This is a genomic window from uncultured Albimonas sp., assembly GCF_963977235.1.
GTDB lineage: Bacteria > Pseudomonadota > Alphaproteobacteria > Rhodobacterales > Rhodobacteraceae > Albimonas.
In genome coordinates this window covers 247014-271158 of sequence record NZ_CAXBOD010000001.1, presented here as the reverse complement: position 1 = coordinate 271158, position 24145 = coordinate 247014, and the positions used below count along the sequence as shown (strand labels likewise).

The following is a 24145-nucleotide window of genomic DNA, read 5'->3' as shown; positions in this document are numbered from 1 at the left end:
CCCATGACCCAGGATCTCGATCCCATCACCCTTCAGGTCGTCGGCGGCGCCCTGCATTCCATCGCCGACCAGATGGGCAACGTGCTCTATCGCATGAGCTATTCGTCGATCATCCGCGAAAGCCAGGACCTCGGCGCCGGCCTGTTCGACACCGATTACAACACGCTGTGCGAGTCCGACTCGACGCCCATGCACATCGGCTCGCTGCCCGGCTACCTGCGCGGCATCGCCCAGACCATCCCGCTCGAGGCGTGGAAGCCGGGCGACCTGGTGCTGCACAACCACCCCTACAAGGGCTGCTCGCACTCCCCCGACATCGCCGTCGTCATGCCGGTGTTCTTCGAGGGCGAGCTGGTCGGCTTCTCGGCCAACACCGCCCACCACGTCGACATCGGCGCCGCCACCCCGGGCCTGATCATGGACGTCTCGGACATGTGGGCCGAGGGCATGATCCTCGACGCCGAGAAGCTCTACGACGAGGGCGTGCGCAACGAGACCCTGTGGCGCCACATCCGCAACAACACCCGCGTCCCGGGCCTGGTGATGGGCGACCTCGAGGCCCAGATCGCCTCCGCCGAGCTCGGCGTGCGACGGTTCCAGGAGCTGATGGCCCGCTACGGCAAGGCCACCGTCATCCAGGCCACCCAGCAGCTGATGGACTACACCGAGCGACGCATGCGCGCCGAGATCGCCAAGATCCCCGACGGCGAATACTTCGCCGAAGGGTTTCTCGACGACGACGGCCGCAACTACGGCGAGCACCTGGCGATCAAGGTGAAGGTCATCATCGCGGGCGACTCCGCCACCATCGACCTGACGGGCTCCGCCCCGCAGACCCCGACCGCCTTCAACGTGCCCTTCGACGGCTCGACCATGGTGGCGGCCTTCTTCGTGTTCCGCGCCATGCTGCTGGACGCCTACACGACCCAGGACGACATCCCCGCCAACGAGGGCTCGTTCCGCCCGATCTCGGTGATCGCGCCCAAGGGCTGCATCTTCAACCCCAACATGCCCGCGGCGGCCGAGGCCCGCTTCTGCCAGATCCAGCGCATGGCCGACCTCGTCATCAAGGCCCTCGCCCCGGTGATCCCCGACCGCTGCACCGCGGGCAACGCCGCCACCCTCGACTTCGCGGCCTATTCGGGCGTGAAGGAGAACGGCGAATACTGGGTGTTCCTCGAGGTGAACGAGGCCGCGATGGGCGGCCGCCCCCTGTCGGACGGCCCCGACACGGTCGAGGAGCTGATGCGCAACACCCGCAACAACCCGCTGGAAGACCTCGGGATGCACCTGCCCCTGATCTGCGACCGCTACGAGGTGCGCGACGACGTCGAGCCCGGCGCAGGCAAGTTCCGCGGTGGCCAGGGGGTGGTCAAATCCCAGCGCTACCTCACCCCCGGCCAGACCACCCACGAGAACGACCGCCACCACGACGTCCCCTGGGGCGTCTTCGGCGGCAAGCCCGGGGCCACCGGCAAGCTCGAGCTGCACAACATCCACAGCGGCGAGACGAAGTCCCTGCACGCCAAGCTGTCGGGCATGCCGACCAGGGAGGGGGACGTGATCTCCTACTACTCGCCCTCGGGCGGGGGCTACGGCGATCCGCTCGAGCGGGCGCCCCAGAAGGTGCTCGACGACGTGCTCGACGGGTTCATCCGCCCCGAGAGCGCGCGCGCCGACTATGGCGTGGCGCTGGTCGAGGTCGACGACGGCTACGGCTGGGCGCTGGACCTGCCCGCAACCCAGGCGCTGCGCGCCGAGCTGCGCGCCTGAGGGCGGGGACCTCGATCGCCGCCCCCGCCCCCCCGGACACGGCGGGCCGGGGGGAATCGCGTCCGGCCGCGCGCCGGCGGAGCCCGCTCCGCCGGCGCGTTTCGTATCCGATCCGGGCGCTCCGCCGAGCGGATTCACGCTCCGGATGCGTCGGAGGACGGGTGCAGCGCAACATGGACGCGAAGCAACCAAACTTCGTTCGCAAGGCGACAAGACTGCACAATGCTTGCGCCCTCATCCTGACCTCCAGCCGACACCGCCCGATTGTTGGGCGCCCGAGAGGCTCCCGCACCCCCGAGTTGGAGAACTGTCCACAGTGGTCCACCCCCTCGACCTCGGATCAGACCCTGTCGATGCCGCATCGCAGCACTCGCCGCTGGCCGAGCTCGGCAACCTGTCCGACCGGGTGCGGGCCTACCTGCTGGCGCAACTGACCAAGGGCGAGCTCGCCCCCGGCGAGCGCATCAACGAGGCCGAGCTCGCCCGCCTCCTCGGCATCTCCCGCAATCCCGTCCGCGAGGCCGTCGCGGGGCTGGTCCGCCAGGGCTTCCTCGTCGCCCGCCCGCGCCGCGGCGCCTTCCTGCGCACCTTCACGCGCAAGGACGTGGACGACATCTTCTCGTTCCGCATCGCGATCGAGACCTTCGCCCTGCGCCAGGCCCTGCACCTGGCCGAGCCCGGCTTCGGCCCGCGCCTGCGGATGATCGCGGCCGACATGGGCGCGGTCGCCAGCGCCGGCGAGGTCGGCCGCATGCACGAGCTCGACATCCGGTTTCACCGCACGATCTGCCTGTTCTCCGACAACCGCGCGGCCCTGCGCGCGCATGAGGCGATGGACGCCTCGGTGCGGATGATGATCGCCACCGTCGACCTGCGCGAGGACCCGCTCGAGCTGTCGGCCCGCGAGCATCTGCAGATCGCCGAGGCCGTCGCCTCCCGCCAGGGCGATCGCGCCGAGGGCCTGCTCGCCGCCCACATCCGCCGCAGCCGGAGCAACGTCATGCTCCGGCCCGAGGCGCCCGGCGCCGCGGCGCCGCCCCCGCTTGGCCGCGGCATCCGCCTCGCGCCGACCCCCGACCCGCGCGATTGGCGCCCGGACGACTGGAGGACGACATGAAGCTGTCCGCCACGAAGCTCTACGTCGAGAGCTACGTGAAATGCCGCTGCTGCGGAATCCTGATCTACGACGCCGGCCGCGCCGACGCGGTCGAGAAGGACGGCAAGCTGTTCTGCTCGACCTGGTGCGTCGACTGGGAGGCGGCCCGCGCCGCCGACCCGGCCCCGGCCGCCTGAGGCCTCCACACGACGCCCGCGCCCCCTCGGGGGGCGGAACGCCCTCCGCGAGGGGGGGACGGACCCGGCGGCCTCGGCCGCCGGACCCCGACGTCATGGCGCAGGCGGCGCAGATCGCCGCGCCCCGGACCACACCCGCCCGCGGCCCGCACCGGACCCCGCGCGCACCAACAGACAGGAGAGGTGGATGAAAACCGCGACCCTCAAATCGGTCCTTGCCGGCGCCTCGGCGCTCGGCCTCATAGCCGGCGGCCCCGCCGCGGCGCAGGAGGAGATCGTCGTCGGCATGGCCGTGGCCCAGACGGGCTGGATGGAGGCCTACGACGGCGAGGGCGCCAAGATGGCCCAGCTGTATTTCGAGAAGCTCAACGCCGAGGGCGGTCTGCTGGGCAAGCAGATCAAGGTGCTGCTCGCCGACACCAAGACCGACCGCGTCGAGGGGGCCAAGATCGGCCAGTCGATGATCCAGCAGGGCGCCGACCTGCTGCTGGTCTCGGCCGACTACGACTACGGCGCGCCCGCCGCCCTGCAGGCCCAGAAAGCCGGCGTGATCTCGTTCTTCCTCGGCGCCTCGGACCCCAAGGCCGGCGTGCTCGGCGTCGGGCCGTTCTCGTTCACCTCCGCCAACGCCGCCCAGCTCGAGGGCGCGACCATGGCCGACTGGGGCTATGAGGAGAAGGGCTTCCGCAACGGCTACTCGCTGGTCGACGAGTCGATCGAGTACAACAAGTCGATCTGCGCCGGCTACGACTGGATCATGGCCGAGAAGCCCGACGCCACGATCGTGGGGACCGACACGTTCAAGGGCCTCGACCCGGTGATCTCGACCCAGATCACCCGCATGTCCGACGCCATCGCCTCGGGCGACGTCGACCACATCATGCTGTGCTCGACCAACCCCGGCGCCGCCTCGGCGCTGCGCCAGATCCGGGCGGCGGGCATCGACCTGCCGGTGTTCGGCGGCACCTCGATGGACGGCTCCTACTGGACCGAGGCGGTGCCCGGCCTGAAGGACTTCTACGTCCCCTCCAACGCCCTGACCGCCGACGACCCGCGCGAGAGCGTGAACGAGGTCACCGCCGCCTATGCCGAGAAATACGGCGCCGGCCCCGCCTCGCAATACGCCTACCTGATCTACGGCCAGCTCGACATGTGGGTCGCCGCGGTGAAGGAGGCCGGGACCACCGACGCCGCCGCCGTGGTCGAGGTGATGAACGGCTTCGACAGCTTCGAGACCACCGTCGGCCTGCGCAAGCTGACGCCCGAGCTGCACATCCAGACCGAGATCCCGATGCTGGTCACCTCCTACGCCGACGGCGAGCAGACGCTGGTCACCGAGTGGGACGTGGGCATGCCGATCCCGCGTGAAGTGCTCTACCGCCTGGCGAAGTAAGCCCGGCCCTAGGGATCGGGCCGCCCGGCCCGGACCCCGAGGCGGGCCCTGCGTCCCGGACCGGCGCCCGGCGCCCATCGGTCCGATCCGGGACGCCAGCGGCGGACGAGGCCCCTCCCTCCCCGTCCGCCGCCCCCCTCTCCCGGCTTCGCGCGCCGACCCCATTCGCCGCCTCGACGGGGCTCTCCCCGGACCGGCGGCCCCGACATCGCCGCCCCAGACGCCCCCCCGGCGCCCCCCCCCGGCGCCCCCCCGCGCCCCCCCGCGCCCTCCGCGTCCCGGCCGCGCGCCCCCGCCGGCGCCCCGCGGACCGGCCGCGCCCCGCAGGAGATGGTCATGAAGGCCCCCCCCGCCCGACATGCGCCGCCGCTCGACCGGCCCGGCGCCACCGACGACGCCACCCTGGCCGTCGAGTCGCTGACCGTCCGCTTCCAGGGTCTCGCCGCGATCTCCGAGGTTTCGCTGGCGATGCAGCGCCATGAGATCTTCGGCCTGATCGGCCCCAACGGCGCGGGCAAGACCACGCTCGTCAACTGCCTGACCGGCTTTCAGAAACCGACCGAGGGGCGGGTGCTGGTCGGCGACGCCGACGCCTCGGCCTGGTCCCCGCCCGAGTTTCGCCGCCACGGCATCGCCCGCACCTTCCAGGCCGGGCGCCTGTTCGCCGAGATGTCGGTGCTCGACAACGTCGAGGTCACCGGCGTGGGCCTTGGCCAGTCGCGCCGCGCCGCCCAGGCCGACGCGCGCGAGCTGCTGGACTGGATCGGCCTCGGCGACAAGGCCGGCGCCCCCGCCTCGGCGCTCGCCTACACCGACCAGCGCCGGCTGGGCATCGCCCGGGCGATGATGCTCTCGCCCGCCTTCGTGCTGCTCGACGAGCCCGCCGCGGGCATGTCCGACAGCGAGTGCGAGGACCTGATGGAGATCGTCGCCGCGATCCCCAAGGCCTTCGTCTGCGGCGTCCTGCTGATCGAACACAACATGCGCGTGGTGATGGGCATCTGCGACCGGATCCACGTGCTCGACGGCGGCAGGACGCTCGCCGAGGACGTCCCCGCGGCGATCCAGCGCCACGAGGAGGTGATGGCCGCCTACCTTGGAATGGAGGCCTGAGATGGCGCTTCTCGAGATCGAGGACATCCACGTCCGCTACGGCGACATGGTGGCCCTGCGCGGCCTCGACCTGACTGTCGAGGAAGGCGAGGTCGTCTGCATCATCGGCCCCAACGGCGCAGGCAAGTCGACCACGCTCGCGGCCGTCGCCGGCGGCGTGCGCCCCTACAAGGGCGAGGTCCGCTACGACGGCAAGCCGATCCTGGGCATGCCCCCCGACAGGATCGCGGCGCTCGGCGTCAGCCTGGTGCCCGAGGGCCGGCACATCTTCGGCTCCCTCACCGTGGCCGAGAACCTGGTGCTCGGCGCCTACATGCGCAGCGACAGGGCCGAGATCGCCCGCGACCGCGAGCGGATCCTCGCCCTCCTGCCGCGCCTCGCGGAGCGCATCGACTTCCCCGCCGGCCGCCTCTCGGGCGGGGAGCAGCAGATGCTCGCCGTCGCCCGCGCGGTGATGACCCGCCCCCGCCTGCTGCTGGTCGATGAGCCGAGCCTGGGCCTCGCCCCCAGGATCGTCGACCAGATCTACGAGATCCTGCTCGAGCTGCGGAAGACCGAGGGCCTGACCCTGGTGATCAACGAGCAGTCCTCGAACCGGGTGCTGAAGTTCGCCGACCGGGTGAACGTGCTGCGCGCCGGAGAGATCCGCCTCGCGGGAACCGCGGCCGAGCTCGCCGACGGCGAGGCCATCCGCCACGCCTATTTCGGCTTCGAGAAGGCCGCGCCCGCCGCGGCCGCCCCCATCCAGACCCAGGCCCAGTCACAGGGAGGCGCGGCATGATCGGCTTCATCCAGAACCTCATCGACGCGCTGTCGCTGGGCGGGCTCTATGCGCTGACCGCGCTCGGCATCGGGCTGCTGTTCGGCATCCTGCGGCTGATCAACCTCGCGCACGGGGACCTGATCTCGGTGGCGGCCTACGCGCTGATCGTGCCCTCGGTCGACGTCACCGCGCGGATGTTCATCGGCGATTTCAACATCCTGTTCCTGCTGCCCTCGATCGCGGTGATCGTGATCGTGCTGGCGCTGGTCACCGACTTCGCGGCCTTCCGCCCGCTGCGCAAGGCCACCACGCCGACGCTGATGATCGCCTCGTTCGCGGTCAGCTACATCATCCAGAACGGCATCCTGATGATCTACGGCTCGCGGCCCAAGGCGATCAACCTGTGGGGGGCGGCCAACCAGCAGATCCAGGTCGGCGACCTGCGGGTGCCGCTGCTGCAGGTGATCACGGTGGCGGTCACCCTCGCGCTGATGGTCGGGCTGAGCCTGTTCCTCTCGCGAACCCGCTACGGCGTGCAGATGCGCGCGGCGGCCGAGGACTTCCGCATGGCCCAGTATCTCGGCGTGAAGGGCAACTTCGTGATCGGCATCGCGTTCGCGATCTCGGGCATCCTCGCCGCGGCGGTGGGGCTTCTCTACGTCACCCAGTCCGGCTCGCTCAGCCACACCATGGGCGTGCCGCTGGCGCTCTTCGCCTTCGTGGCGGTGGTGGTCGGCGGCATGGGCTCGCTGCCCGGCGCGGTGGCCGGCGGCTTCGCCATCGGCTTCATCGTCACCATGCTCCAGGCCTACCTGCCCCCCGACCTGCGCGTGTTCCGCGACGCCTTCGCCTTCGCGATCGTGATCCTGGTGCTGCTGTTCCGGCCCCAGGGCCTGATCCCCGCGCGCAACGTCGTCGAACGCGTCTGAGCGGGAAGGAGACACCCATGGACCGCATCCTCCTCAACCTCCGACAGATGCAGACCCCGGCGCTGCTGATCGCGCTTCTGGCCGCCGTGGCGGGGCTGGCCGCGCTGACCGGCTCGGACGCGATGGCCACCACCATCGCCGAGATGATGATCCGCGTGGTCGTCGTCGTGGGCCTCTACGTGTTCATCGGCAACTCGGGCATCATCAGCTTCGGCCACATCTCGTTCATGTGCATCGGCGCCTACGCCGCGGCCTGGATGACCGCCGAGCCGACGTTCAAGCAGATCATGCTCTCGGGCCTGCCGGGCTGGCTGCAGGGGACGCAGTATCCGTTCCTGGTCGCGATGGCCGGCTCGGCGATCCTGCCGGCCTTCGTGGGCCTGCTGCTGGGCGGAGCGATCACCCGGCTGGGGGGCATCGCCTGCTCGATCGCCACCTTCGCCGTCCTGATGATCACCAACTCGGTCTACGCCAACTGGGACAGCTGGACGGCGGGCGTCAGCTCGATCATCGGCATTCCCACCGTGGTCGGCCCCTGGGTCGCCTGGGCCTTCGCCGCCGTCGCGGTGGTGGCGGCCTGGCTCTACCAGATCTCGCGCCACGGGCTGATGCTGCGGGCCACGCGCGACGATCCGGTCGCGGCGCAGGCCTCGGGCATCGGGCTGGTCAAGGCGCGGCTGGGGGCCTTCGTGCTGTCGGCGGCGCTCGTGGGGCTGGGCGGCGGGCTCTACGCCCAGTTCCTCGGCATCCTGACGGTGGACCCGTTCTACCTCGGGCTGACCTTCATCACGCTGGCGATGCTGGTGGTCGGCGGCATGTCCTCGCTGACCGGCGCGGTCATCGGCGTGATCGGCGTCACCGTGATCGTCGAGTTCCTGCGCATGTTCGAGCGGGGCGAGATGGGCCCCCTCACCCTCCCCCCCGGCAGCCAGGAGCTGGGGCTCGGCATCCTGATGGCCCTGATCCTGGTGCTGCGCCCCACGGGCCTGGCGGGCGGGCGAGAGCTGAAGCTGTTCGGCCGCCGCCCCGCCCCCGCCCCCGCCGCGCCAGAGGCGGCCCGGACCGCCCCCGCTGAATGACACCCCCGATGACCCAGGACGCCCCCATGCCCGACTTCTCCGCCGGCGCCGCCTATGTCGACGGGCGCTACATGCCCGTCGCCGAGGCCTCGGTCCCGATCACCCACTGGGGCTACCGCCGCTCCGACGTCACCTACGACGTGGTCGGCGTGTGGGAGGGGAACTTCTTCCGCCTCGACGACCACCTGACCCGCTTCCGCGCCTCCCGCGCCGAGCTGCACATGACCCCGAAGGAAACCGACGAGGACCTGCGCGCCATCCTCCACCGCGTCGTCGCCCTCTCCGGCCTGCGCTCGGCCTACGTGTCGATGGAGTGCCTGCGTGGCGTCCCCGTCCCCGGCCAGCCCCGCCACCCCGCCTTCGTGCCCGCCTACACCATCGCCATGGCGATCCCCTGGGTCTGGGTCGCGCCCCCCGAGATGATCGAGCGGGGCATGCACCTGATGATCTCGAAAACCCCCCGCATCCCCCCCGAATGCGTCGAGCCCCGGGCCAAGAATTTTCATTGGGGCGACCTCACCCGCGCCCAGTTCGAGGCGCTCGAGGTCGAGGCCGACTTCGCCATCCTCCCCGACCTCGCCGGCAACATCACCGAAGGGCCGGGCTTCAACGTCTTCTCGGTGACCGACGGCGTCGTCTCGACCCCGGTCCGCGGCGGGCTCGACGGCATTACCCGCCTCTCGGTCATGGAGCTGTGCGAGGAGGCCGGCCTGAAACTGGAGGTCCGCGAGATCCCGGCCGAGGAATTCCGCGAGGCCGACGAGATCTTCACCTGCACCACCGCCGGCGGGATCATGCCCGCCAGCCGCATCGACGGGCGGATCATGGCCAACGACCGCCCCGGCCCGATCTCGCGCCGCCTGCTCGACCGCTTCTGGGAGAAGCGCGCCGAGGGCTGGCACGCCACCCCCGTCGACTACTCGGCCGCGGCCGAGCCCACCCCCGCCTGATCCGCCAAGGAGTCCCCCCATGTCCTACCGTCTCGGCGTCGACATCGGCGGCACGTTCACGGACTTCGTCGTCTACGACGAGGCCTCCGGCGAGCTGCGCGCCTGGAAGAACCTCTCCACCCCCGCGGACCCGTCCGAGGGCGTGATGACCGGCCTGCGCAGCTTCGGCAAGCAGTCCGAGATCTCGGGCATCCGGCTGGGCACCACGGTCGCCACCAACGCGCTGCTGGAAGGCAAGGGCGCCCGGGTGGCCTACGTCACCACCGCCGGCTTCCGCGACATCCCCTTCATCATGCGCGGCGACCGCCGCCACCACTACGACCTCGGCTGGATCAAGCCGAAACCCTTCCTCAAGCGCCGCGACGCCTACGAGGTGTCCGAGCGCGTCGGCCCCTCGGGCGAGATCCTGAGCCCGCTCGACGAGGACCAGGTCCGCGAGGTCGCCCGCAAGATCGCCGCCGAGCCCGAGATCGGCGCGGTCGCGGTGATGACCCTGCACTCCTACCTCACCCCCGACCACGAGCAGCGCATCAAGGCGATCTTCGCCGAAGAGGCCCCCGACCTGCCCGTCTCGATCTCCTACGAGGTCCTGCCCAAGTGGAAGGAGCACTTCCGCTCCTCCACCACCATCTGCGACGCCTTCATCAAGCCGGTCGTGAAGGACCGCATCGGCTCGATGAAGTCCCGCCTCGAGGCCGAGGGCGTCGACGCCCGCCTCGTGGTCATGCGCTCGAACGGCGGCGAGATGGAGGCCCGGCAGGTCGCCGACAGCCCCATCCAGATCGCCATGTCCGGCCCCACCGGCGGGGTGATCGCGGCCAAGCGCATCGCCCAGCTTCTGGGCATGGACAACCTCGTGACCTTCGACATGGGCGGCACGTCGACCGACGTGTCCACTGTGGTCAACGGCAAGGAGCGCTTCACCACCGACTTCGAGATCGAGTGGGGCCGCCCCATCCAGGTCCCGATGATCGACATCCGCACCATCGGCGCCGGCGGCGGCTCGATCGCGCGCATCGACGCGGGCGGGATGCTGGTGGTGGGCCCGGAATCGGCCGGCGCCACCCCCGGCCCCGCCTGCTACGGCCAGGGCGGAACCCTGCCGACCGTCACCGACGCGAACCTGGTGCTGGGCCGCATCTCCGCCTCGAACTTCCTCGGCGGCGAGATGAAGCTCGACGAGGCCGCCGCCCGCGCCGCCGTCCAGCCCATCGCCGAGACGCTGGGGGTGGGGCTCGAGGACGCCGCCCTCTCGATCCTGCGCATCGCCAACAACAACATGGTCGGCGCGCTGCACACGGTGCTGACGGAACAGGGCCTCGACCCCCGCGACTTCACGCTGGTCGCCTTCGGCGGCGCGGGGCCGCTGCACATCTCCGACCTGATGGACGACGCCTCGATCCCCCGCGGCCTCTCGCCCAACTTCCCCGGCCAGTTCTCCGCCTTCGGCTTCACCATGGCCGACGCCCGGGTGGACCGCTACCGGACCGTGCAGCTCAACTCCCGCGCCTTCGACGCGGCGCGAGCGAAGGAGGCGCTGGCCACCCTGATCGCCGAATGCCAGGCCGAACTCGCCGCCCAGGGGCATGAAAACCCCTCGATCTCCTGCGCCATCGACATGCGCTACCTCGGCCAGAACTACGAGCTGGAGCTGCCGATCCGCGCCCGCGACTTCACCGAGGCCGAGGTCGCCCAGATCTACGCCGAGTTCCACGAGCTGCACGAGGCCCGCTTCGGCTTCCGCCTCGACGACCAAATGGAGATCGTGAACTTCATGGTCACCGGCGTCGCCTCGACCGGAGAGCTGACGCTGCCGCAGATCGAGGCCTCGACCGAGGCCCCCGTCGCCGCCTCCTCCCGCCCCGTCTACTTCCGCGACGGCTGGGCGGACTCGGCGGTCTACACCCGCGCCGCGCTGAAGGCCGGCCAGACCCTCGACGGCCCCGCGCTGGTCGAGGAGGACGCCTCCGTCACCGTCGTCGACCCGGGCAAGCGCCTCGAGGTCGACGCCTACGGCAACCTCATCGTCACCGCCAAGGAGTGATCCCCATGGACATGGTTTCCCTCAACATCGTGGGCGGCATCCTGGTCTCGATCTGCCGCGACATGGGGGTGACGCTGATGCGCACCTCCTATTCCACCATCTTCTCCGAGAGCCTCGACTTCACCTGCGGCCTGGCGCTGCCGACCGGAGAGCTGGTGGCCACCGGCGACTTCTGCCCCTCGATGATCGGCGGCATGCCGCTGCTGCTCCGCTCCTGCGTGCAGGAGATCGACATCGAGGATCTCGAGCCCGGCGACGTCATCGTCCACAACGACCCCTACCGCGGCGGCCTGCACACGCCCGAGCACACGTTCTTCAAGCCGGTGTTTGTGGACGGCGCGCTCATCGGCTTCTCCGTCGCCATCGGCCACGTCGCCGAAGTCGGCGGCATGGCCCCCGCGGGCTTCCCCGGCGAGGCGACCGAGATCTTCCACGAGGGCCTCCGCGTCCCCCCCGTGAAGATCAAGCGCGCCGGCAAGGACAACGACGACGTCTGGCGCCTGATGCTCGCCAACGTGCGCACCCCGCGGTTCAACTACGGCGACTACCGCGCCATGATCGCCTCGGTCGACCTCGGCGAGCGGCGGATGGAGGCGCTCGCCCGCAAGCACGGCGTCGAAGGCTTCCGCGAGCATGTCGCCGCCCTGATGGACTACTCCGAACGCCGGATGCGCGCCGAGATCGCCGAGATCCCCGACGGGACCTACACCTTCCACGACTGGATGGAAGACGACGGGATCGAGGACAAACCCTACAAGATCAACGTCACCGTCCACGTGAAGGGCGACGGGCTGATTGTCGACTACCACGGCTCGGACCCGCAGGCGAAAGGCCCGGTGAACGCCACGCTCGGCGTCGCCTGGGGCGCGGCCTACAACGCCATCCTGCAGCTGACCGACGCCTCGATCCCCAAGAACTCCGGCTGTTTCCGCCCGATCAAGGTGATCGCGCCGCCCTCGACCGTGGTCAACGTCGACTATCCCGCCCCCTGCGTGGGCGGCAACACCGAGACTCACTGCCGGATCGCCAACACCGTGATGGGGGCGCTCGCGCCGGCGCTGAAATCCCGCTCGGCGGCCACCGACGGGGCCTCGCACTCCAACTTCCTGTTCGGCGGGACCGACCCCGAGACCGGAGAGTTCTTCTGCTGCTACGACCTGACCCCGGTGGGCTGGGGCGGGCGGGCCTTCGCCGACGGCAACGACGCGGTCGGCGGGATCAACGGCAACTGCCCCCACATCCCCGTCGAGGTCTTCGAATACCGCTTCCCCTTCCACGTCGAGGAATTCAAGCTCGTCGAGGGATCGGGCGGCGCCGGCAAGCACCGCGGCGGGCACTCGATCTCCAAGACCCTGACCGCGCAGACGCCGATGACCTATTCCTACATGTCCGACCGCCAGAAGATGTCCCCCTGGGGCATCCACGGCGGCAAGGAAGGGGGGCGGGCCGAACTGCTGATGGTCACCCCCGCCTCGGGCGGCGACTGGAAGACGGTCAGCGAGCTCTACGGCAAGCCCAGCCCCTCGAAATTCGCCAACGTGCCGATCGCGAGCGGCGACCGGATCCGCATCTCCTCGCCCGGCGGCGGCGGCTGGGGCGACCCGGCCGAGCGCGACCGCCAGGCGGTGATCGACGACATCCTCGACGGCTGGATCACCCCCGAGGAGGCCGAACGCACCTACGGCGTGCGCCTCGACCCTGTCGCCGCGGCGTCTGCGTGACTAGGGTGCCCCTGGAGAGGGTCCTCCCGCCCTGTCCGATTTCCGCGCCGGCTCGGCCCGCGCGGGTCCCAAGCTGAATGGACGAAACCGATGGACATGCTGCCGAACTCCACCGCCGCGCGCGACCTGGCCTACCTGCTGCACCCCTACACGAACGCCCGCGCGCATGAGCGCGACGGACCGATCGTGATCTCGAAGGGCGAGGGCATCCACCTGTGGGATGACTCCGGCAACAAGTATATCGAGGCGATGTCGGGCCTGTGGTCCGTGGGCCTGGGCTTTTCCGAGAAGCGGCTGGTCGACGCGGCCATCGCACAGCTCAAGGTCCTGCCCTACAGCCACTCCTTCACCCACAAGACTCATGAGCCCGCGGTCGAGCTGGCCGAGATGCTGGTGAAGATGACCCCCGACGGCCTCGACCGGGTGCATTTCACCAACTCCGGCTCCGAGGCCAACGACACCGTCGTCAAGATGGTCTGGTTCTACAACAACGCCATCGGGCGGCCCGAGAAGAAGAAGTTCATCTCGCGGATCAACGGCTACCACGGCATCACCATCGCCTCGGGCTCGCTGACCGGCCTGCCGGCGAACCACCGCGGCTTCGACCTGCCGCTGCCGCAGATGAAGCACGTCTCGACCCCGCACCACTACCGCTTCGCCGAGGAAGGCGAGACCGAGGAGGAGTTCTCCACCCGCCTCGCCGAGGAGCTGGAGGCCAAGATCCTCGAGGAAGGCCCCGAGACCGTCGCCGCCTTCATCGGCGAGCCGGTGATCGGCGCCGGCGGCGTGCTGGTCCCGCCCGCGGGCTACTGGCAGAAGGTCCAGGCCGTCTGCCGCAAGTACGACATCCTCGTGGTCGCCGACGAGGTCATCAACGGCTTCGGGCGCACCGGCAAGATGTTCGCCTGCGAGACCTACGACATCCAGCCCGACGTGCTGGTGCTCTCCAAGCAGATCACCTCGTCCTACCAGCCGCTGGCCGCGATCGTGTTCTCCGACAAGATCTACCAGGGCATCGCCGACGGGACCGAGCAGCTCGGCACCTTCGGCCACGGCTTCACCACCTCGGGCCACCCGGTGGCGACCGCGGTCGGGGTCGAGAACATCAAGGTGATCCAGGAGCGCAACCTGGTCGACAACGCCGCCCGCGTCGGCGCGGCGATGCGCGGCGAGCTCGCGAAGTTCGCCGATCACCCGATGGTGGGCGAGGTCCGCGGCGTCGGCCTGATCGCCGCCGTCGAGCTGGTCGACAACAAGGCCACCAAGGCGAAGTTCGACCCCTACGGCAAGGTCGGCATGGCGGTGTTCAAGGCCGGCCACGACCACGGCGTGATCCTGCGCGCCTCGGGCGACAGCGTCTGCTTCTGCCCGCCCCTGATCACCACCGAGGAGCAGGCGATCGACATCGTCGCCCGCTTCGGCCGCGCCCTCGAGGACGTGCGCAAGACCATCGGCAAGTAAGCCCTCCGGCTTGCGCCCGAGTTCCGCGGAGGGGCCGGCCCCCGGCCCCTCCGCCCCCCGCCGGGACGCCCCCGGCCCCTGACCGACCCGGCCGGCGCCCCCGGCCCCGAGACGCCCGCGGCCGAGCCCCGGCTCCGCCTGACGATCCCCGGACGGGCCGTCCTCCCCGGCCCCCCGGATCTCTCCGGACCTGACCGACCGCGCGCCCGCGCCGGCGCGTCCCCTGTCGCCTGTCGCGACGGGACGGTCCCCGCATGTCCGGACCAATCGCCCACCCGATGGGGCCGGACCGCCGGCCCTGCGTGCTCTCCTCCCTGCGACCGGACCCCCCATGACCTACCAGGCCTGCATCGACATCGGCGGCACCTTCACCGACTGCCTCATCTCCGACGGCGGCGGCGAGATCTCGATCTTCAAGTCGCCGACCACCCCCGGCGAGTTCGAGAAAGGATTTCTCAACGTTCTGAAAGTCGCCGCCGAGGGCTACGGAGAATCGTTCGGCGACTTTATCAACCGAGTTGATTTAATCGTCCACGGATCGACCGTCTCGACCAACGCCCTGGTCGAGCGCAAGACGGTCAAGGTCGGCCTGCTGCTGACGAAGGGCCACGAGGACATCCTTGTCCTGCGAGAGGGCCCCCGCAAAGGCGCCTTCCAATACCGCCTCGATTACCCGGACCCCTACGTCCCCCGCCGCCTCACCCGCTCCGTCGCCGGCCGCATCGACGCCCGCGGCCGCGAGCTGGTCCCCCTGTCCCTCGACGACGCCCGCGAGGCTGGACGCGCGTTCCGCTCGATGGGCGTCGAGGCCGTCGCCGTGGGCCTGCTGTGGTCCGTCGTGAACCCCGCCCACGAGCTCGCCGTGAAGGCGGTGCTGGAGGAGGAGCTCCCCGGCATCCCCATCACTTTGTCCCATGAAATCAACCCTATGCCGCGCGAATACAAGCGCACCATTGCGGCAGCCATCGACGCCTCCATCGCCCCCATCGTGCGCGCCTACGTCGAGAAGCTGAACGCCGCCCTCCTCTCCGAAGGCTTCGCCGGCGACCTCCTGCTCGCCAACTGCGTCGGCGGCATGATGCCGGTCCCGGAGATGATGGCGAAACCGATCTACTCGGTGATGTCCGGCCCCACCCTCGCCCCGATGGCCGCGCTGGCGCTGCGCGAAGAGGCCGACATCATCGTCGGCGACATGGGCGGCACCACCTTCGACGTCTCGGCGCTGCGCGACCACAAGATCATCGTCACCCCTGACGGCATGATCCACGACGACAGCCTCGGGATTCCCAAGGTCGACGTCCGCTCGGTCGGGGCCGGCGGCGGCTCGATCGCCTGGGTGGACGAGGGCGGGTTGCTGCGGGTCGGTCCCCGCTCGGCCGGAGCCCGGCCGGGGCCCGCCTGCTACGACGCGGGCGGGACCGAGCCCACCGTCACCGACGCCAACGTGGTGCTCGGCATCGTCGACCCGGACTATTTCCTCGGCGGAAAGATGAAGCTTCGCAAAGACCTGGCCGAGAAAGCCGTCGCCCGGGTCGCCGACCGCCTGGGCGTCACCGTCCCCGAGGCCGCCTACGCGATCTACACCACCTCGAACCACAACATGGTCGCCGCCATCGAGGAGATCACGGTGCGCGAGGGCATCAACCCGCGCGACTCGGTCTTCGTCTGCGGCGGCGGCGCCACCGCCATCCACATGGCCGAGATGGCCGACATCCTCGAGCTGAAACGCTACGTCGTCCCCCGCTTCATGGCCGGCCTCTCGGCCTTCGGGGGCCTGATCTCGGACATCCGGCGCGAGGACGCGGCGGTGTGCCTGACCTCCGACGCGGCCTTCGACGCGGACGCGGTCAACGCCACCCTCGCCAGGCTGCGCGCCCAGGGCGCCGGCTTCCTCGAAGCCGCGGGAATCCCTGAAGAAGACCGCGTCTACGAGTTCGTCTTCATGGGCCGCTACGAGTTCCAGAGCTTCGAGATCGAGACCCCGTTCGAGGCGCCGGGCGGCCGCATCTCGGCCGCCGACCTCCCCGCCCTGGTCGAAGCCTTCCACAGGATGCACGAGCGCATCTACTCGATCCGCTCGGACGGCGACGTGGTCGAGTTCACCGCCTTCAAGCTGCGCGCCATCGGCCTGCGCCGGGGACGCGACCAGTGGAAGGAGGCCACGCTCGCCCCCCAGCAGGGCGCGCCCGCGCCCAAAGCCTCCCGCCCGGTCTACGACCACGCCGCCGGCGGGCCGCGCGAGCTGCCGGTCTTCGACCTCGCAAGCCTAGGCGCTGACGCGGAAATCTGCGGCCCGGCCCTGCTCGAGGCCGCCACCTTCACCGCCTACCTCAAGGCCGGCCACGACGGCCGCGTGGACGCCCACGGCAACCTCGTCGTCGCCGTCGCCTGACCCCCGGAGGACCCCCCATGGACGGATATATCGAGACCCACTCCCTCTCCGGCGACGCCGAGCGCGAGACCCGGCGCATCGACGCCTTCATGATGTCGGTGCTGAAAAGCCGGTTCGAGGCGATCGTGCGCGAGATGACCCTGGTGGTCATGCGCGCCTCCCGCTCGGCGGTGATCAAGAACGCCCGCGACTTCTCCTGCGCGATCCTGACCTGGGAGCATGAGCTGGTCACGGTCGAGGACGCGCTGCCGATCCACGTGATGTCCATGGACCTCGCGACCCGGCCGCTGACCGAGCTCTTCGACGACATCGAACAGGGCGACATCTACATCAACAACTGCCCCTACACCGGCGGCACCCACCACGCCGACCTGATCATGGCGATGCCGGTCTTCGTCGCCGGCCGCCCGCTGTTCTGGGTGGTGGCGCTGAGCCACCACGCCGACACCGGCGCGCCGGCGCCGTCCACCTACCTGCCCTTCGCCAAGACCATCTTCGAGGAGGGGATGCACTTCCCCGCGGTCCGCATGGCCCGGAACTACAAGGAAAAAGCCGACATCCTGCGGATCGGGGCGATGCGCAACCGGGTGCCGGACCTGTGGATGGGCGACGTGCGCGCCCAGATCGGCGCCTGCCGCACCGGCGAGCGTCGGATCATGGACCTGTGCGAGCGCTACGGGACCGACACCGTGCTGGGCTTCATCCAGGACTGGTTCGACTACGGCGCGCGCTCGGCCAAGGCCGCGATCTCGAAGCTGCCCGCGGGCCGCTACACCTACGAGACCCGCCACGACCCCGTCCCCGGCGTCGCCGACGAGGGCATCCCCGTGCGGGTGGCCATCGAGGTCGATCCCGAGGCCGGCGAGATCCTGGTCGACGTCACCGACAACGTCGACTGCGTCCCCGGCGGCCTGAACCTCAGCGAGAACACCTGCACCGGCTCCTGCCGCATCGGGGTGTTCAACAACCTGCCCGAAAGCGTGCCGCATAACGAGGGCGCCAAGTCCCGCGTGCGGGTGCGGATGCGCGAGGGCTCGGTCGTGGGCAAGCCGAAATACCCGGTGGGGACCTCGGTCGCGACCACCAACGTCAACGACCGGCTGATGGTGGCGGGCGACGCGGTGTTCTCAGGCATGGGCGCGCCCTACGGGCGGGCCGAGAGCGCGGGCCACCTGCCGGCGGGCGTCGGCGTGATCTCGGGCGCGGACCCGTGGAAGAACGGCAAGGGCTACGTGAACCAGATCTTCGTGGGCTACGGCGGCGGCGGCGCGGTGCACGGCCACGACGGCTGGCTGACCTTCTGCGGCTCGGCCAATGCGGGGCTGATCCAGCTCGACAGCGTCGAGATGGACGAGAGCATGTATCCCATCGTCATCGAGCGGCGCGGCGTGATCCCCGGCTCCCAGGGGTTCGGGGAGTTCGAAGGCGCGCCGGCGATGGGGGGCGTGTTCTACCCGCTCGACCACGACATGACGATCATCTACGCGGCCGACGGCACCCACACGCCCCCCAAGGGCGTGCTGGGCGGCGGCCCGGGCGGGGCCAGCGCCTCGATCCGCGTCGCAGGCGAGGACCGGGAAGTCCTGCCCGCCTTCGCCGAGGAGGTGATCGCCGCCGGCCAGAAGATCGAGTTCGCCGCTTGCGGGGGCGGCGGCTACGGCGACCCGCTGGCGCGCGACCCCGCACGGGTGGCGGGCTCGGTCAACCGCGGCTGGCTGGACCGCGAGACCGCGCGCACGGTCTACCGCGTGGCCCTGACGCCGGGCGAGGAGGCCGACGTCTGGCGCGTGGACGCCGCGGAGACCGCCCGTCTGCGGAGCGCCTGATCGCGCCCGCCCGGCCCAGCGCGCCCTGTCCGTGGGCGCCGGGCCGGCCACGGTCATCTTTTTGGGCGCTTTCGACCAAGAACAGGCGTGAAATGGGCGTATCGTGATCCTCGACAAGGCGGATCGCGCTTCCCATCCGGGGCGGCGCGGCCCAGACTTAACGTCCGGACCAACGGCCCCGAGAGCCGAGTCCGTGATACGGACCTTTAGGGTTGGAGCTGGCGGACAGGCCCGCCGCCGACAGGGATCGCCCATGAAGTACACGGTGCAGCAAGACGGATCGGGGAGCGCGGCCAGCGACTGGCGCCGCGCCGTCTCGACGACCTACTTTCCGCTCGACGTGGAATTCCGCAACACCAACAGCTTCCGCGGCACGCTCGAGGGCTGGTCGCTGGGCGACATCGCCATCTCGCGCAACAGCTGCGACGGGCTGCTGTATCGCCGCCACCGGCGGCACTTCCTGCAGGAGACCGACTCGAGCCTGCTGATCACCATCCCCGAGCTGGCCGAGGTGGGGTTCTCCCAGGGCTCGCGCTCGACCAGCTGCGCGCCGGGCGGCTTCCTGGTGGAGCGGGGCGACGCGCCTTACGAGTTCTGGCACGGCAAGCCGAATTCGTTGTGGGTGCTCAAGGCGCCCTCGGCGCTGGTGCGCTCGCGCATCGGGCCGACCGACCGGATCGCGGCGCTGAACTTCGATGCGACCTCGGGCGTGGCGAGCTACTTCGTGGACATGGTCCGCACCACCGGGGCGCATGTCGACCACCTGAGCCCCTCGGCGCGCGAGGCCGCGGGGCTGCACCTGCTCGAGCTTCTGTGCCTGTCGATCCGCTCGGACGAGCGGGTGCTGGATTCCAACGTCTCCTCGATCCGGGCGGCGCATCTGCACCGGGCCGAGCAGTATATCCGCGACAACCTCAAGGACCCCGATCTGGGCCCGGCGCAGGTCGCCGAGGCCTGCGGGATCTCGCTGCGCTACCTGCAGCGGCTGTTTTCGGAGCGGGAGCAGTCGATCATCGGCTTCATCCGCGACAAGCGCCTGAACCGCTGCGCCGAGGAGCTGCGCGCCGCGCGCGCCGTCTCGGTCGCCGAGATCGCCTACCGCTGGGGCTTCTCGGACCAGTCGCGGTTCTCGCGCCTCTATCGCACGCGCTTTGGCTGCACCCCGACCGAGACGCGGCGCGCGGCCGCCGCCGAACGCGAGGCGGGCGGCGGAGGCGCGGCCTGACACCCGCCGGCCGTCCCGCCTGACGGGCCGGCCGGCGTCATCCCGGACACGAATTCCGATCGCTCCGCCAGCGCCCCCGCGCCGGCGGCAGGGCCCGCGCGCGTCCGCGCGCCGGCCGCACAGACCCCAGGAGGGACGATGAAGACCACCCGCGTGGCCGTCGACGTCGGCGGCACATTCACCGACATCTGCATCATGGACGAGACCTCGGGCGCGATCCGCATCGAGAAGATCGCCTCGACCCCCGACGATCCGATGCAGGCGATCATGGACGGCATCGGCCAGGCCGAGGTCGACCTCTCGGACGTGTCGATGTTCTCCCACGGGACCACGGTCGCGACCAACGCGCTGATCACCCGGCGCCTGCCGCGCGCGGCGATGGTCTGCACCGAGGGGTTCCGCGACGTGGTCGAGATCCGGCGCGCCAACAAGGAGGACCTCTGGGACACCTACAAGGACGTCGCCAAGCCCTACATCGCGCGCCGCGACCGCCTGACGGTGCGCGAGCGGGTGGACGCCGACGGCAAGGTGCTGGTCGAGCTGAACGAGGACGACGCCCGCCGCGTCGCCGAGGTGCTGCGCAAGCGCGGCGTCGCCTCGATCGCGGTGTGCTTCATGAACTCCTACGTCAACGGCGAGAACGAGCAGAAGATGGCCGCCATCCTGAAAGCGGCGATGCCCGAGGTCGCCGTCTCGATCTCGAGCCAGGTGATGCCCGAGATCTTCGAGCATGAGCGGTTCTCGACCACCATGGCCAACGCGGTGGTGGCGCCGGTCGTGGTCTCCTACGTCGACCGGCTGGGGCAGAAGCTGGCCGAGGGCGGCTACGACCGCGACCTGTTGCTGCTGCACACCGGGGGGGGCGTGATGACGCCCAGCTCGGTGAAGGATTTCTCGGCCCGGCTGGCGGGATCGGGGATCGCGGCGGGGGCCATCGCCTCGCGCTACATCGCGGGGCTGTGCGGCTACCAGAACTCCATCGGCTTCGACATGGGCGGGACCTCGACCGACGTCTCGCTGGTCTATGAGGGCGAGCCGCGGATCACCAAGGACTGGTATGTCGAATACGGCTACCCGATTCGCTTCCCCTCGATCGAGGTGCTGACCATCGGCGCCGGCGGCGGCTCGATGGCCTGGAAGGACGAGGGCGGCAGCTTGCGCAACGGCCCGCAGTCGGCCGGCGCGGTTCCGGGCCCGGCCTGCTATGGCCAGGGCGGCGAGACCGCCACCAACACCGACGCCAACGTGGTGCTGGGGCGGCTGGGCACGTCGCTGGCGGGGGGCAAGATCACGCTCGACGCCGCGAAGGCCGAGGCGGCGGTGCGCGAGACGGTCGCCGAGCCCTTCGGGATGGAATTGCACGAGGCCGCCGAGGCCGTCGTCCAGGTCGCCAACGCCAACATGGCCAACGCCGTGCGGCTGCTGTCCATCGCCCGCGGCTACGACCCGCGCGACTTCGCGCTGGTGGCCTTCGGCGGCGCCGGGGCCCTGCACGGGGCGGCGGTGGCGAGGGAGCTGTCGATCCCCACCGTGATCGTGCCGCCGAACCCGGGCGTCACATCGGCGCTGGGCTGCCTGCTGGTGGACGTGCAGCACGACTACTCGGACAACTTCATGGCCGACGCCGGCTCGACCGACCCCGCCGACATGGAGGCCGCCTTCGCCGCCATCGAAGCCGAGGCCGCCGAGCGGCTGGCCCACGAGGGGGTCGCGCCCGGGGACATGGTCCTGCAGCGCACGGTCGAGATGATGTACGCCGGGCAGTGGCGCTCGCTCGGCGTCAACGCGCCGGCGAAGATCGACAATGTCGGCGACCTGATCGACGCCTTCCACGCCGAACATGCGCGCGAATACAACTTCCGCCGCGACGACGCGCCGGTGTCGATCTTCCGCGTGGCGGTCAAGGCCACCGGCGTGGTGCCCAAGGCGGACCTGCCCTCGTCCGAGCCGCGGCCCCACACGCCCGAACCCACGGGAACCCGCCCGGCCTGGTTCGAGGGCGAGAAATGCGACGCCGCCCTCTACTGGCGCGACGACCTCAGCGCGGGGGCCAGCTTCGACGGCCCGGCGGTGGTCGAGCAGTTCGACTCGACCATCGTGGTGCCGCCCGGCTCGACCGCCGAGGTCGACCGCTACGCCAACCTGCTGATCCGGATGAAGGGCTGACCCATGGACGACCTCAAGACCCAGAGCCTCGACCCGGTCACGTTCGAGGTGCTCAAGAACAGTTTCATCACCTCGGTCGACCAGATGGCCGAGCGGATGCTGCGCACCTGCTATTCCTTCGTGATCTACAACCGCGATTTCTCGAACGGTCTGCATGACGCCGAGGGGAACTCGGTCGCGCAGGGCAACCAGGACATTGCGGTGCACGTCGGCACCCTGCACTACACCTGCAAGGACGTGCTGCGGTATTTCGAGGGCGAGATGCTGCCCGGCGACGTCTACGCGATCAACGACCCCTACGCGGGCGGCACCCACTTCTCGGACGTGCGGCTGGTGCGGCCGATCTTCGACGACGACGCGCTGATCGGCTTCTCGCAGTCCAACGGCCACTGGTCGGACCTCGGCGGCACGGTGCCGGGCTCGTTCGACGTGATGTCGCGCGAGATGTTCGGCGAGGCGGTGCGGATCACTCCCGTGCGCCTGTTCCACGGCGGGCGGTTCTGCCGGGACGTGGCGGACCTGATCGCCAACAACACCCGCGACCCGGCCTCGATCATCGGGGACATCCACTCCCAGGCGCAGGCGACCCAGGTGGCCGAGCGCGACGTGCTGCGGCTGGTGCGCAAGTACGGGCGCGACCAGGTCACCCAGGGCATGGCCGAGGTGCAGGATTACGTCGAGCGGGCCATGCGCCAGCGGATCGCCGCCCTGCCCGACGGGACCTGGGAGACGGTGGACTACATCGACCGGGACCTGTCGCAGGGCGAGGGGATGATCCCGATCCGCATCAAGATGACGATCAAGGGCGACGAGATCCTCTTTGATTTCGAGGGGTCCCACCCGACCATCGCCTCGATGTACAACTCCGCGCCCGGCGCGACCTTCTCGGCGGTGGTGGCCGGGACCAAGACCTTCTTCCCCGACCTGCCGCTGAACTCGGGCTTCTACCGGGCGATCTCGGTCAAGGCGCCTCCGGGGTCCATCGTCGCGGCCGAGTGGCCGACGGCCGTCACCGGCTTCCTGATGCCGTTCGAGAAGATCATGAACGCGATCTTCGAGATGTGGTCCCAGATCATGCCCGAGCGCGCCATCGCCTGCGCCTTCAACCTCGAATATCTGCTGTGCGGCGGGCGCGACCTGCGCAAGCCCGAGAAGCCGATGTTCATGTTCTACGAGTGGCTGCCCGGCGGCTGGGGCGGGCGCAACGGCAAGGACGGCTCGGACACCACCACCGCCTGTTTCGGCACCGGCCTGATGTCCCAGCCCAACGAGGGCAACGAGCGGGTGAACCCCACCCGGACCGAGCGGTTCGACATCCTCCGCGACTCGGCGGGACCCGGCAAGTGGCGCGGCGGCGCCGGAGTGCAGAAGACCTCGACCCTGCTGCAGAGCGACTCCGCGGTGATGTCCTACATCTGCGACCGCGAGCGGGCGGTGGTCTGGGGGGTGGAGGGGGGCCTGCCCTCGATCCCCCACGGGCTGACCCTGACGCCGGCCGAGACGGGCGAGGACGTCTGGCTCGGCTCGGTGTTCTCGAACTACACGGTCAAGACGGGGGACGTGTTCGCGAGGCCCACCGCCGGCGGCGGCGGCTTCGGCGATCCGCTGGAGCGGGATCCCGAAAGGGTGCTGGTGGACGTGATCGACGACTATGTCTCGATCCGCCGGGCGGCGCTGGACTATGGGGTGGTGATCCGGGAGGTCGACGCGGACCTGTGCGCGTTCGAGGTGGACGAGGCCGCGACCGAGGCGGCCCGCGCCGAGATCCGCGCCAACCGCGTCGCCTGGGCCCGCAGCGAGCCGGCCGAGGTCGCGGCCCGCTACCAGGCCGGCGAGATCGACGCGATGGACGTGCTGCGCCGCTACGCCGTGATCCTCGACTGGAACACCGGCGAGCTGCTGCCCAAGACCACCGCCCAGTTCCGCGAGAGCTTCGAGAAGCGGACCGTGGCCCACTGGCCCGAGGCCGCCGCGGCCTGAGCCCTGGGCCCGGCGTCCCGGCCCTGCGCCGGGGCGT

The 24145-nt window shown here is 70.3% G+C and carries 17 protein-coding genes; all 17 read left to right on the top strand.

The genetic code is table 11. The annotated features are described in order from the left end of the window. The first annotated feature begins 3 nt into the window (after positions 1–3). The 17 genes from AAC134_RS01270 to AAC134_RS01190 all read left to right on the top strand — a co-directional run bounded on the left by AAC134_RS01270 (position 4) and on the right by AAC134_RS01190 (position 24108). The gene (locus tag AAC134_RS01270) at positions 4–1773 is read left to right on the top strand and encodes a hydantoinase B/oxoprolinase family protein (protein WP_339947220.1); all 1770 of its coding nucleotides are present in this window, start codon (positions 4–6) and stop codon (positions 1771–1773) included. Positions 1774–2089: 316 nt separating this feature from the next. Further along, positions 2090–2890, top strand: a complete 801-nt coding sequence (locus AAC134_RS01265) for a GntR family transcriptional regulator (protein ID WP_339947219.1) — start codon at positions 2090–2092, stop codon at positions 2888–2890. Further along, positions 2887–3066, top strand: a complete 180-nt coding sequence (locus AAC134_RS01260) for a hypothetical protein (protein WP_339947218.1) — start codon at positions 2887–2889, stop codon at positions 3064–3066. The genes AAC134_RS01265 and AAC134_RS01260 overlap by 4 nt, the downstream gene beginning before the upstream one ends. Before the next feature lie 187 nt (positions 3067–3253). Then, positions 3254–4459 carry an ABC transporter substrate-binding protein gene (locus tag AAC134_RS01255; protein ID WP_339947217.1) on the top strand — a complete coding sequence of 402 codons (1206 nt, stop codon included), beginning with the start codon at positions 3254–3256 and terminating at the stop codon, positions 4457–4459. A 336-nt stretch (positions 4460–4795) separates the two neighbouring features. After that, positions 4796–5572 carry an ABC transporter ATP-binding protein gene (locus AAC134_RS01250; RefSeq protein ID WP_339947216.1) on the top strand — a complete coding sequence of 259 codons (777 nt, stop codon included), beginning with the start codon at positions 4796–4798 and terminating at the stop codon, positions 5570–5572. Position 5573: 1 nt separating this feature from the next. After that, the gene (locus tag AAC134_RS01245; RefSeq protein ID WP_339947215.1) at positions 5574–6353 is read left to right on the top strand and encodes an ABC transporter ATP-binding protein; all 780 of its coding nucleotides are present in this window, start codon (positions 5574–5576) and stop codon (positions 6351–6353) included. Further along, the gene (locus AAC134_RS01240; RefSeq protein ID WP_339947214.1) at positions 6350–7264 is read left to right on the top strand and encodes a branched-chain amino acid ABC transporter permease; all 915 of its coding nucleotides are present in this window, start codon (positions 6350–6352) and stop codon (positions 7262–7264) included. Before AAC134_RS01245 ends, AAC134_RS01240 begins: the two co-directional genes overlap by 4 nt. A gap of 17 nt (positions 7265–7281) precedes the next feature. Further along, positions 7282–8343, top strand: coding sequence for a branched-chain amino acid ABC transporter permease (locus AAC134_RS01235; protein WP_339947213.1), 1062 nt, complete (start codon positions 7282–7284; stop codon positions 8341–8343). A gap of 26 nt (positions 8344–8369) precedes the next feature. Further along, positions 8370–9293, top strand: a complete 924-nt coding sequence (locus tag AAC134_RS01230; RefSeq protein WP_339947212.1) for an aminotransferase class IV — start codon at positions 8370–8372, stop codon at positions 9291–9293. Positions 9294–9312: 19 nt separating this feature from the next. After that, positions 9313–11337, top strand: a complete 2025-nt coding sequence (locus AAC134_RS01225; protein WP_339947211.1) for a hydantoinase/oxoprolinase family protein — start codon at positions 9313–9315, stop codon at positions 11335–11337. 5 nt (positions 11338–11342) lie between these two features. Then, positions 11343–13058, top strand: a complete 1716-nt coding sequence (locus tag AAC134_RS01220) for a hydantoinase B/oxoprolinase family protein (RefSeq protein WP_339947210.1) — start codon at positions 11343–11345, stop codon at positions 13056–13058. Between the two features lie 90 nt (positions 13059–13148). After that, a complete protein-coding gene (locus AAC134_RS01215) occupies positions 13149–14519 on the top strand; it encodes an aspartate aminotransferase family protein (protein WP_339947209.1) in 1371 nt (456 codons plus the stop codon). Positions 14520–14850: 331 nt separating this feature from the next. Then, positions 14851–16911 (top strand): hydantoinase/oxoprolinase family protein, encoded by a 2061-nt coding sequence (locus AAC134_RS01210; RefSeq protein ID WP_339947208.1) that lies wholly within the window; start codon positions 14851–14853, stop codon positions 16909–16911. A gap of 17 nt (positions 16912–16928) precedes the next feature. Then, the gene (locus tag AAC134_RS01205) at positions 16929–18737 is read left to right on the top strand and encodes a hydantoinase B/oxoprolinase family protein (RefSeq protein ID WP_339947207.1); all 1809 of its coding nucleotides are present in this window, start codon (positions 16929–16931) and stop codon (positions 18735–18737) included. 253 nt (positions 18738–18990) lie between these two features. After that, a complete protein-coding gene (locus AAC134_RS01200) occupies positions 18991–19962 on the top strand; it encodes a helix-turn-helix domain-containing protein (protein ID WP_339947206.1) in 972 nt (323 codons plus the stop codon). Positions 19963–20100: 138 nt separating this feature from the next. Beyond that, a complete protein-coding gene (locus tag AAC134_RS01195; RefSeq protein WP_339947205.1) occupies positions 20101–22128 on the top strand; it encodes a hydantoinase/oxoprolinase family protein in 2028 nt (675 codons plus the stop codon). A 3-nt stretch (positions 22129–22131) separates the two neighbouring features. Further along, positions 22132–24108 (top strand): hydantoinase B/oxoprolinase family protein, encoded by a 1977-nt coding sequence (locus AAC134_RS01190; RefSeq protein ID WP_339947204.1) that lies wholly within the window; start codon positions 22132–22134, stop codon positions 24106–24108. The last annotated feature ends 37 nt before the right edge of the window (positions 24109–24145 follow it).

Bases quoted from the DNA above. Each gene is read 5' to 3' on its own strand.
- AAC134_RS01270 (WP_339947220.1), top strand. From the start codon at position 4: ATGACCCAGGATCTCGATCCCATCACCCTTCAGGTCGTCGGCGGCGCC.
- AAC134_RS01260 (WP_339947218.1), top strand. From the start codon at position 2,887: ATGAAGCTGTCCGCCACGAAGCTCTACGTCGAGAGCTACGTGAAATGC.
- AAC134_RS01255 (WP_339947217.1), top strand. From the start codon at position 3,254: ATGAAAACCGCGACCCTCAAATCGGTCCTTGCCGGCGCCTCGGCGCTC.
- AAC134_RS01250 (WP_339947216.1), top strand. From the start codon at position 4,796: ATGAAGGCCCCCCCCGCCCGACATGCGCCGCCGCTCGACCGGCCCGGC.
- AAC134_RS01245 (WP_339947215.1), top strand. From the start codon at position 5,574: ATGGCGCTTCTCGAGATCGAGGACATCCACGTCCGCTACGGCGACATG.
- AAC134_RS01240 (WP_339947214.1), top strand. From the start codon at position 6,350: ATGATCGGCTTCATCCAGAACCTCATCGACGCGCTGTCGCTGGGCGGG.
- AAC134_RS01235 (WP_339947213.1), top strand. From the start codon at position 7,282: ATGGACCGCATCCTCCTCAACCTCCGACAGATGCAGACCCCGGCGCTG.
- AAC134_RS01230 (WP_339947212.1), top strand. From the start codon at position 8,370: ATGCCCGACTTCTCCGCCGGCGCCGCCTATGTCGACGGGCGCTACATG.
- AAC134_RS01225 (WP_339947211.1), top strand. From the start codon at position 9,313: ATGTCCTACCGTCTCGGCGTCGACATCGGCGGCACGTTCACGGACTTC.
- AAC134_RS01220 (WP_339947210.1), top strand. From the start codon at position 11,343: ATGGACATGGTTTCCCTCAACATCGTGGGCGGCATCCTGGTCTCGATC.
- AAC134_RS01215 (WP_339947209.1), top strand. From the start codon at position 13,149: ATGGACATGCTGCCGAACTCCACCGCCGCGCGCGACCTGGCCTACCTG.
- AAC134_RS01210 (WP_339947208.1), top strand. From the start codon at position 14,851: ATGACCTACCAGGCCTGCATCGACATCGGCGGCACCTTCACCGACTGC.
- AAC134_RS01205 (WP_339947207.1), top strand. From the start codon at position 16,929: ATGGACGGATATATCGAGACCCACTCCCTCTCCGGCGACGCCGAGCGC.
- AAC134_RS01200 (WP_339947206.1), top strand. From the start codon at position 18,991: ATGAAGTACACGGTGCAGCAAGACGGATCGGGGAGCGCGGCCAGCGAC.
- AAC134_RS01195 (WP_339947205.1), top strand. From the start codon at position 20,101: ATGAAGACCACCCGCGTGGCCGTCGACGTCGGCGGCACATTCACCGAC.
- AAC134_RS01190 (WP_339947204.1), top strand. From the start codon at position 22,132: ATGGACGACCTCAAGACCCAGAGCCTCGACCCGGTCACGTTCGAGGTG.